The sequence below is a fragment of the Methanocellales archaeon genome (assembly GCA_028715985.1).
Taxonomy (GTDB): Archaea; Halobacteriota; UBA148; order UBA148; family UBA148; genus UBA148.
Genome location: JAQUQR010000004.1, coordinates 133,151 through 142,665, shown reverse-complemented (window position 1 = coordinate 142,665; position 9,515 = coordinate 133,151). Strand labels below are relative to the sequence as shown.

Genomic DNA, 9,515 nt, shown 5'->3' with positions numbered 1-9,515 from the left:
TCATCCGAGGCATACTTTACCACGTGCACTTCCGTCGTATATGCCTGAACGGGCATCACTAAAATCACCATTGCAATGCATACCAACAGCATTGCCAGTATCGTCCCTTTCCCAATTTTCATCGCATCTCTTTTTATCAGCTTCTTCACTTCCAATCCGATATGCAGATAGACACCATTCAATATAAATGATTTTCTGTTATGAATGATTGTACCGCTAGGCAGGTATACACCCTATGTTATATATACACATGCATACTTCTGTATATGGACGAATTCTGATGGCTATGGCTATGGTCACAAAATCATGAATAAAAATTAGGATTAAAAATTACCTGAGAGAAAGTTATAGATGCATTTCAAGATTTTTCAAGAAGTTTGTAGCTATTTAAAGAAGAGGCCCATAACCTTCCGTGGAACATAATAAAACAAAGATCATATTTTCCGAGCTTAAACCAAAAATTTTTTCTTCCAAAAAAAAAATTCCGTTATGTTAAATATAAAATGTTAAATGAAAATGCAAAATTACTACTTAAAAATTTAGAACAATCAGATACACATTAAATGTTATATAGTCGGTGGGTTCTATGGAAAATGTCGTGAGGGTATCAATATTTACAAGAATGCCAGAACGACACAAAAACAAATGCCTGAATTGTGCAGAAATATAAAATAAAGAAAAGATTCTAAAATGTAAAGACGGATAATGCAATATTTAATTTAAGAAAAAGGGGCTGTGGGCTCAAAACTGGTCCCGTCAGCGCATTTAGGGAGACAATGGATGTCAAAAGAAAAGAAGATGAATGAAAACGATTAGGTCCTTAAAATGAAAGTGATAAATGTCAGAGTTATTCCTAATGCAAAGAAAAATGATGTTTCCGAAGAGTTGGGGCAACTTAAGGTACGTATAAAGGCTCCGGCAATTGACAATAAGGCGAATAAAGCTTTAATCGGAGTCTTAGCAGAATTTTTTAATGTGAAGAAATGTGATGTCAAAATAATCAGAGGTGAAAAATCGAGGGAGAAGGTTATTGAAGTGGATACGGATGGATGATGATTGCAAATGCTAACAGATATCTCGTATGGGTTCTGAAAATCTAGTCTAGTCTATAAGCCAGATCATATAAAAATGATATTCAATAGTTCGGAAATTAGGGTCTAATAATGAGAAATTTCAAAAAGATTGCATTCACAATTCTTGGGTCCGCATGTACAGTATTAGGATTGATAGGCATCATTGTTCCACTTTTGCCAACAACACCTCTTCTTTTATTGGCTGCCTTTTTCTATGGCAAAAGCTCCCATAGGCTACAACAATGGTTATTCAATAATAGGGTCTTTGGCTCATATTTGACAAATTATGTGGAAGGGAGAGGTATTTCAAGAAGGAATAAGATATACACATTGACATTTCTATGGCTGGCAATAGGTTACTCCATATTCTTTATCATATCAAACTTCTTAATCCGGGCATTATTATTTCTAATCGCGATTTGTGTTACCCTCCATATCCTCACAATAAAAACAATAAATTCAAAAATCAACCCATAATTCTCCTGAAGACGTCATTATACACCTAATCTAATGTAAAAATGAGTAAGAATCCCTTCCATTTGATAATTTATGAAAACATATACCTATCTAAAAGTAAAACTGACCTAACCCAAGACCCTTTTAGCATAGGGGATCTTTCTGATTAAATCGCTAAGTACGAAGCATGTAGGAACACCGATTAATGAAACAAAGAAGAATTTCAAGGCTGTCGGTATTGTAGTGTATAAGAATGGGATCGTTATCGAGACTATAACTAATTGATGAAGGATGTATACTGCATAGAAATTAGGGGACATCCATTTAATCAATCTTCCCTGTGTGTCAAATCTGTTCTTGAAAATATATGCTAAACTAATAATAATGCTCAAACAGGCAATTGATTCCCATGTTGAGGTCATTAAAGATTGCCAAGAAAACGTACCTAAAGCAATATCAAGATCATAACCCATAATAACGCCCAAAACAATAATCATAATCGGCAAAGAAATTATTGATAAAAGAGCAACTGTTTTCCATGGTTTTGGGTTTGATAAATGCTCAAACCACCTCCCCCTGTATGCCAATATCCCCACCCAGAAACAGAATATGTAATGAGTAAAATGTCCTAACTGGAAACTATTCAGTACTTCAACCCCAACAGGATACCATATCCTTACAAAGAATGTTCCTAATGCAATTGCTATAATGCTTCCCGTAACTGCTGCATTTGTTGGAAAAGTATTCTTAAAAGGACTAAATGAATAACTGGAAATGAACCTGTAAAAAACATATACTGTCGAAAAAATCAGCAAAGCCTCTACAAACCAGAGAGGTCCAGTTTCCCAAGTAGAAATCGGGTGTTGAAGTCGATAGGTAATTATTCCAAACAAAGATGCTTCTCTTCCTCTGGCGAAATTTAACACAACGTAATCAATAATGGGAACAATTAAAGTGGTGTAAACCAAGAGAGGTATACCTAAACGTATTAATCGGTCTTTCAAGAATATTTTTGGTCCTTTTCTATCATATGATCTTGGAACAAAATATCCGGAAAGAAGATAAAAGAATGATAAGACATAGCTTTGATTGATAGCATTAAATAATAAAAAGATAATGGGGCTGATTTCATCAGTTGGTGTTTCCTTAAGTGGCCAGCCACCTGAACCCCCATAGGCGACAGCAACATGGTGAAGAACAATCATAACAATTAAAAAAAGCCTGATATTATCCATATAAAGAATTCTTCCTGATTTAGAGGATACATTCTCAGGCAAGCTCAAAACACCCTAGATATATCAAAAAAAGTTATAATTATATAAATTCTTCGACAAGAAATAAAAATTAAGGATTCTGGATTTATTGAATCGTTGAGTTTTTCTAAATCTCGTCGGCAATGCTACAAATACAATAAAGCATCCTAGATTCGATCGAACAGGATTAACAAGCTTTTTTAACCTTGAAAAGCGACTTAGAACAATGGTACTCTTGACTCATCCGGCATTTGACATAAAAGGCGCAGAGAGCGATGAACTCTCTGGCAAGAAAATAGTTCTAGGTATCACGGGTAGCATAGCTGCCGTCGAGACTGTCAAGCTGGCACGAGAGCTGATGAGATTTGGCGCAGATGTTCATGCAGTGATGTCTCCTTCTGCTGAAAAAATCATACACCCACACGCACTTCAATACGCAACCGGGCATGAAGTGATTACTGAGCTTACAGGCAAGATCGAGCACGTTGAGCTGTGTGGATGCCGGGAGGATAAAGCAGATCTGTTGTTGATCGCCCCTTGCACGGCGAATACCATCGGAAAGATCGCAGCTGGGATCGATGATACCTCTGTAACGACCTTTGCCACCACCGCACTTGGGTCTGGCATGCCGATCGTCATAGCTCCTGCCATGCATAGTTCGATGTATTCACATCCGATAGTCATGAAAAATATCCGGCATCTAAAAGAATTAGGAATAGTGTTCATGAATCCAAGGATGGAAGAGGGGAGCGCGAAGCTCGCTAGCATCGAGGACATCGTCCTATGTGTGTTACGAGTTCTCGACAGAAACGAATTGAAGGGGAAAAAGGTATTGATAACAGCAGGAGGGACGGCAGAATCCATCGATCCGATCCGGATACTAACGAGTCGTAGCTCTGGAAAGACCGGACTGGAACTGGCGAGAGAGGCATACATAAGGGGGGCAGATGTCAAATTGGTGCAGAGAGGGCACAGCCCCTATTCAGAGATCGAAAGCACCTATGTCGAGAGCGCTCAACAAATGACGGATGCGGTGCTTAACGAGTTGAGAAATGGTTTTGATGTGCTAATATGCCCTGCCGCCATATCAGACTATACAGTCGATAAGCACCCTGACAAAGCCTCCTTTGGCAAGGAGCAGACGTTATCGTTGAAGCCTGTTCCTAAGATGATAGAGTTGGTAAGGAAAAACCACCCTGATTTGACAATAATCGGCTTCAAAGCAGAGACGAATGTTTCCGTGAAAGAGTTGATCTCAAGAGCGAGATCGATGATGGATGAATACAAGCTGGACCTGGTGGTAGCAAACGACGTCGGTAAGGGCGGTATAGGTGAAGATGAGAATGAGGTATACATCCTTAGTAATGAGATCATGCATGTCAAGGGTTCAAAGAGTGACATAGCCAAGAAGGTCATAGATGCATTGGTCGAGGTGTTATGAGATCAAAGGCATACGCACCAGCACACATAACTGGCTTTTTTGAAATCTGCGAGCACTCAGATCAGAGACAAATGGGGTCCAAGGGTTGCGGATTTACCCTGCAGGCAGGAGTGGCCACGGAGGTTTTAGTAGAAGAGGGTGAGGGCATATCCGTAATTATAAATGGAGCCAAGGCAGATGCGCCCACCACTCGATCCGTCGTGAGGAGATTGGCCAGTGGATATTTCGTCGAAGTGCGCAGTAAGATAGAGGTGCCAATTGGTTGCGGCTTCGGCGCCAGCGGAGCCGGAGCATTGAGCACAGCACTTGCTCTGAGCAATGCACTGTCCCTTGATCTGAGCTATAATGGCGCTGCAGAGGTTGCTCATGTGGCAGAAATCGAGAATAAGACAGGCCTGGGAGACGTGATAGCTCAAACGCATGGCGGGATTATAATTCGAAGGAAGCCCGGAGCGCCCGGCATTGGTGAGGTGGACAGGGTTCCAGTCAGCGATGTCGAGGTCAATCACGTCGTGCTGGGCGAGATTTCGACGAAAGATGTGCTAGAGGATGAAAAGCTGAAAGGACGGATCAACCGGGCTGGGAGAATTGCTCTAAAAGGCCTTCTTAAACGCCCAACGATCCAAAATTTCATGCAATTGTCCAATCAATTCGCCATCGATACGGGTCTCATGAGCGATGCTGTAGCAGACATCATAGAGTCAGTTAAATCCGGCGGCGGGATGGCAAGCATGGCTATGCTCGGAGAGGTCGTCTTTGCGATAGGGGGTTATGATTCACTGAAGGACTTCGGACCCGTTCGCACATACAAGATATCCCATGGCGGGGCTCGATTGTTATGATACCAAAGGATCATCCCCGCTATGTATCATTGATGACCAGGGAAAAGCTCGTGAGAGGATATGAGTCTGGCATCGTCTGTACGCAAGGTTTAATAGCCCATGGCAGGGGCGAGGCATTTGATTACCTGATAGGAGAGAAAACCACCGAGGCTGCGATGCATGCGACGAGGGCTGCCGTTGCAACGTTGTTGATGGCGACGCACCCCATCATATCTGTGAACGGTAACACAGCTGCACTGGTACCAGATGATATCGTGCGTTTAAGTGAAAGTATAGGTGCACCTCTGGAGGTGAACCTGTTTCATCGCACTGAAGAGCGCATTGACAAGATAATAGCTCATCTAAAGGCACATGGAGCGACAAACGTACTGGGAAAGAAGGCCGATTCAAGCATACCAGGCATAATGCACGAAAGAGGAAAGGTGGAAAAAAAAGGGATTTATGGAGCGGATGCAGTGCTCGTGGCCTTGGAGGATGGGGATAGGTGTGAAGCTCTGGTGCACATGGGTAAAACCGTCATAGCGATAGACCTGAACCCATTGAGTAGAACCTCCAGAACGGCCACTATAACAGTGGTGGACAATGTGGTCAGAGCAATACCGAATATGGTGAAGTTGTCCGAAGAATTAAGATACATGAATAAAAAAGAGATGAAAGAGATGATAGATGGATTCGATAATGAACTAAACTTACAGGGTTGGGATCAAACATGATAATTAAAAGGCTTTCTGAGTTGAGCGACACTGAAATTGAGCGGTTATTGCATAGAGAGATTGCTCTGCAAAAGCCGATGGAAAGCGTAAAGAGCATTCTGGCAGATGTACGAGAAAAAGGCGATGCGGCCCTGATCAAGTACACCAAGGAGTTCGACGGGGTTGAACTTAAAGGGCTGGAGGTCACAGAGGAGGAGATGCAAGAGGCAGAAAGGTCTCTGGACAAAGAACTCATCAGATATCTGGAGAGCGCGTCGATAAACATTGCAGCCTTCCATGGAGGACAGTTGAAAGAGGATCTGTGGCTGTCAGAATTTGCACCAGGAATGTTGTTAGGTCAAAAGACTGAACCCTTGGAGTGTGTAGGTGCATATGTGCCCGGTGGTTTGGCATCTTACCCCTCGACGGCTTTGATGACCGTCATTCCCGCAAAGGTAGCGGGTGTGGAAGATGTGATAGTATGCACTCCGCCCAAGCCAGACGGAAAGATAGACCCACTCACACTGGTGGCCACAAACATCGCCGGGGCAGACAGCGTATATAAGGTGGGTGGCGCTCAGTCCATAGCTGCGATGGCCTATGGCACAGAGACGATACCAAAGGTTGACAAGATCGTTGGCCCCGGAAACGTCTACGTAACCGCTGCCAAAATGCTGGTGCGTAACGAGGTTGAGATAGATTTTCCTGCTGGTCCCAGCGAGGTCATGATCCTTGCGGATCAACCTCTGAACAAAAGGGCGTCGATCATCGCATCAGATATGATCGCACAGGCTGAGCACGATCCCATGTCCCTTTCCGTCCTGATCACGACCTCAGATGAACTAGCGAAAGCTGTGAGCAGCGAGTTGAAAGTGCAAGGGAAAAAAGAGCAGCGAAAGGACATCATAGCAAAAGCACTAGAGCGTAGCGCCATTCTGACTGTGAGCGATCTAGAGGAGGGGATCGAATTCGTCAACAAATTCGCTCCAGAGCATTTGGAGCTGATGACCTCAGATGCCCTGAGCGTGTTGAAGAAGATCAAACATGCCGGCTCGATCTTCATCGGTGAATACTCCCCGGTAGCAGGAGGCGATTATGCGTATGGGACGAATCACGTTCTACCCACAGGAGGGTATGCCAGAGTGCTTTCCGGTCTGAACGTGGACCACTTCACGAAGAAGACGAGCATCCAGATTCTCAGTAAGGAAGGATTGAGCAGTGTAAAAGAGGACATAATAGCGCTTGCCAGGGCAGAGGGGCTTGAAGCCCATGCGGATTCGATCAGGAAGAGGTTTGAGGAGTGATGGAATAGAGAAAAAGCCCAGCCAATAAATATCAATCTGCATTGAATCGAAGCATGAGTATACTTCAAGATTTTAGTATGCTATCGTCTCCTAGTATTCTTGTCATATCCTAGGTCATCGCTTGGGAATTAAATGATAATATAAGAGAAATTAACAAAATCGTCATAGTCTCCCATTGCGTGATGCTTCCGCATGCTTCGAATATAGAAGGTAAGGTCAGTTTTTTTGCCTATATCAGAGTCGTCAATTCTCCATTTGAAATGATTGTCCTTCTGCCATTTTTCACACATACTACAACCCTTCTGAATTGCAAATTCTATTTCTCCCCCCTCTTTATCAGACGCAGTGATTATAAACTCGACCTCGTCACCGGGCCTTAACACCTTTTCCGTTAGAGTGACTGGAACCATCCTTAATACCTTCTTTGCCAGAGTGAATTGCACTATAGGCCCAGGCAACAAAAGCGATCCTAAACTATCCTGAGCTGACTCGATTTGCGGGAAATGGGCCCTGCTGCGATATTTTACAATGAGTGACCTAATCTCCCCACAAATGCCCAGGACCAGATTTTGTTGGAAAAGTAATAACTCCCGGGCATCTCGAAAATCTCGCAATTGGTCAAAATATACACCCAGAGTTCCTAAATCGAAGAAGACGTTTTTGAATAATGGCTCCCAGTTCTCCTCGATTATCTTCTGCAAATCATAAAAATCGGCGTAATAAAGAAGGCGCTCTTCCACAGGTCCAGCACGTTGCCTCTCTTCTTCCATTCGGGATTTCCATTGGTTAACCCGATCGTCTGTTGCTCCCAAGTGGCAAATCCATTCTTCACCGAATTTAGCTTGCAGGGTATACTGAATAAAATCGCGTAGGGCATTTTCAGTATCCAGCAAAGACTGCTTTATATCCATTATAGCACGTCCTTTCCTTACAAAATTTAGGATAAATGCTCTTTTTCAAAGGTTTTCTATAGGACGTAAAATACTTAACCTGTAGATTATTGAAGCTTTCGATTCTATAGATTCGTCTTTTCGTGTGTTTAGAACTTTGAGGAGATGAGATAAGATTAGACTTTTAAACCTGGACGTAACTATCTAAGAGAGCAAAAATAATCGAGTGATTAGATGCTACGAACACATTACTCCAGAGAGATAACGCCAGACGATGATGGTAAGAAGGTAGTCATAGCAGGGTGGGTCCATGAGACAAGGGATCTCGGCGGGATCACATTCCTCGTTCTCAGGGATAGGGAAGGATTAGTGCAAGTAACGCTACCCAAAGGCAAGGTAGATGAAAAATTATTCAACATAGTCCGAGGCATTTCCAGAGAATCTGTGGTTTTGATATCTGGCTTCGTCAAAAGAGAGGACAAGGCACCCAACGGCTATGAGATCATCCCAAGTGATGTCCAGGTGCTGAACAAGGCAGATTCTCCGCTCCCATTGGACGTTACAGGAAAAGTGAGCGCTGATTTGGATACGAGATTGGACTCCAGATTCATGGACATCAGGCGGCAAAGCACACAGGCGATATTCGTAATCCGTCACCATGTATTAAAGACGATTCGAGCTTTCTTGGATAACAGCGGCTTTAAAGAGATACATACGCCCAAGATCGTTGCCACAGCCACAGAGGGGGGCACTGAGCTGTTTCCGATCACGTATTTCGAGCGGGAGGCATTTCTCAGCCAAAGCCCACAACTATATAAACAGATCATGATGTCGGCCGGATTGGACAGGGTCTATGAAATCGGACCGATATTCAGAGCGGAAGAGCATGACACCACCAAACATCTGAACGAGGTCAGTTCTATTGACATAGAGGCTTCCTTTGTCACCCACGAAGATGTGATGTCTATCTTAGAACTCCTGGTTGAGAGCGTATATTCAGACGTGATCAAGAGTTGCAAAAATGAGCTTGACATTCTGGGCCTGCAGCTCAGGGCTCCAAAGGCACCCTTCAAGCGATTGCCCTATGAGGAGGCGATAGATATTGGAGATATGGAATGGGGAGATGACCTGGATACGGCAACAGAAAAGGCTATTGGAGAGAAGATGGGCAAGCATTACTTCATAGTGGATTGGCCCACCGAGATCAAGCCCTATTACACAGAGCCCTATGAAGATCGCCCGGAGATATGCAAAGCGTTTGATCTGATGCATCCCAGAATGGAGCTCTCCTCAGGAGCACAGAGGATACATTCCCCCGACCTGCTCCTGAGAAGGATCGAGGCACAAGGGCTGAATCCAGAAGGATTTGAATTTTACCTGAGGGCTTTCAAATTCGGAATGCCGCCCCATGCAGGATGGGGGCTGGGGCTGGAGCGATTGCTGATGACGATGCTCGACCTCAGCAATATTCGGGAGGTCGTCTTGTTCCCAAGAGACCAGCATAGGCTATCGCCCTAGTTTACTGTAGAATTTGTAGGTTGGTGGTTTCAAAAAGACTGCTAAA

General features: G+C 43.6%; 9 protein-coding genes. 7 read left to right on the top strand and 2 right to left on the bottom strand.

The features are described 5' to 3' along the window. Positions 1–825 precede the first annotated feature (825 nt). Complete coding sequence (locus PHI74_05440) at positions 826–1,053, top strand: DUF167 domain-containing protein (protein MDD5485446.1); 228 nt, start codon at positions 826–828, stop codon at positions 1,051–1,053. A gap of 110 nt (positions 1,054–1,163) precedes the next feature. Further along, entirely contained in the window at positions 1,164–1,550 is a 387-nt protein-coding gene (locus PHI74_05435) for a YbaN family protein (protein ID MDD5485445.1), read from the top strand. 107 nt (positions 1,551–1,657) lie between these two features. Here PHI74_05435 and PHI74_05430 read toward each other — a convergent pair whose 3' ends face one another. After that, positions 1,658–2,806 (bottom strand): acyltransferase family protein, encoded by a 1,149-nt coding sequence (locus tag PHI74_05430; protein MDD5485444.1) that lies wholly within the window; start codon positions 2,804–2,806, stop codon positions 1,658–1,660. 202 nt (positions 2,807–3,008) lie between these two features. Between PHI74_05430 and coaBC the strand changes: the two genes are divergently transcribed. The 4 genes from coaBC to hisD are packed head-to-tail and all read left to right on the top strand — an operon-like array spanning position 3,009 to position 7,061. Further along, positions 3,009–4,223: a bifunctional phosphopantothenoylcysteine decarboxylase/phosphopantothenate--cysteine ligase CoaBC gene (gene coaBC / locus PHI74_05425; protein MDD5485443.1), complete on the top strand. Its 1,215-nt coding sequence runs from the start codon at positions 3,009–3,011 to the stop codon at positions 4,221–4,223. Then, positions 4,220–5,065 carry a pantoate kinase gene (locus tag PHI74_05420; GenBank protein MDD5485442.1) on the top strand — a complete coding sequence of 282 codons (846 nt, stop codon included), beginning with the start codon at positions 4,220–4,222 and terminating at the stop codon, positions 5,063–5,065. The genes coaBC and PHI74_05420 overlap by 4 nt, the downstream gene beginning before the upstream one ends. Before the next feature lie 32 nt (positions 5,066–5,097). Continuing rightward, positions 5,098–5,778 (top strand): 4-phosphopantoate--beta-alanine ligase, encoded by a 681-nt coding sequence (locus tag PHI74_05415; GenBank protein ID MDD5485441.1) that lies wholly within the window; start codon positions 5,098–5,100, stop codon positions 5,776–5,778. Further along, positions 5,775–7,061 carry a histidinol dehydrogenase gene (gene hisD, locus PHI74_05410; protein MDD5485440.1) on the top strand — a complete coding sequence of 429 codons (1,287 nt, stop codon included), beginning with the start codon at positions 5,775–5,777 and terminating at the stop codon, positions 7,059–7,061. Before PHI74_05415 ends, hisD begins: the two co-directional genes overlap by 4 nt. A gap of 128 nt (positions 7,062–7,189) precedes the next feature. Here hisD and PHI74_05405 read toward each other — a convergent pair whose 3' ends face one another. After that, positions 7,190–7,972, bottom strand: a complete 783-nt coding sequence (locus tag PHI74_05405; GenBank protein ID MDD5485439.1) for a hypothetical protein — start codon at positions 7,970–7,972, stop codon at positions 7,190–7,192. 213 nt (positions 7,973–8,185) lie between these two features. On the opposite strand from PHI74_05405, the gene aspS reads away from it, so the two are divergent. After that, on the top strand, positions 8,186–9,469 hold the full coding sequence (gene aspS / locus PHI74_05400; protein ID MDD5485438.1) for an aspartate--tRNA(Asn) ligase: 1,284 nt from the start codon (positions 8,186–8,188) through the stop codon (positions 9,467–9,469). Positions 9,470–9,515 lie beyond the last annotated feature (46 nt).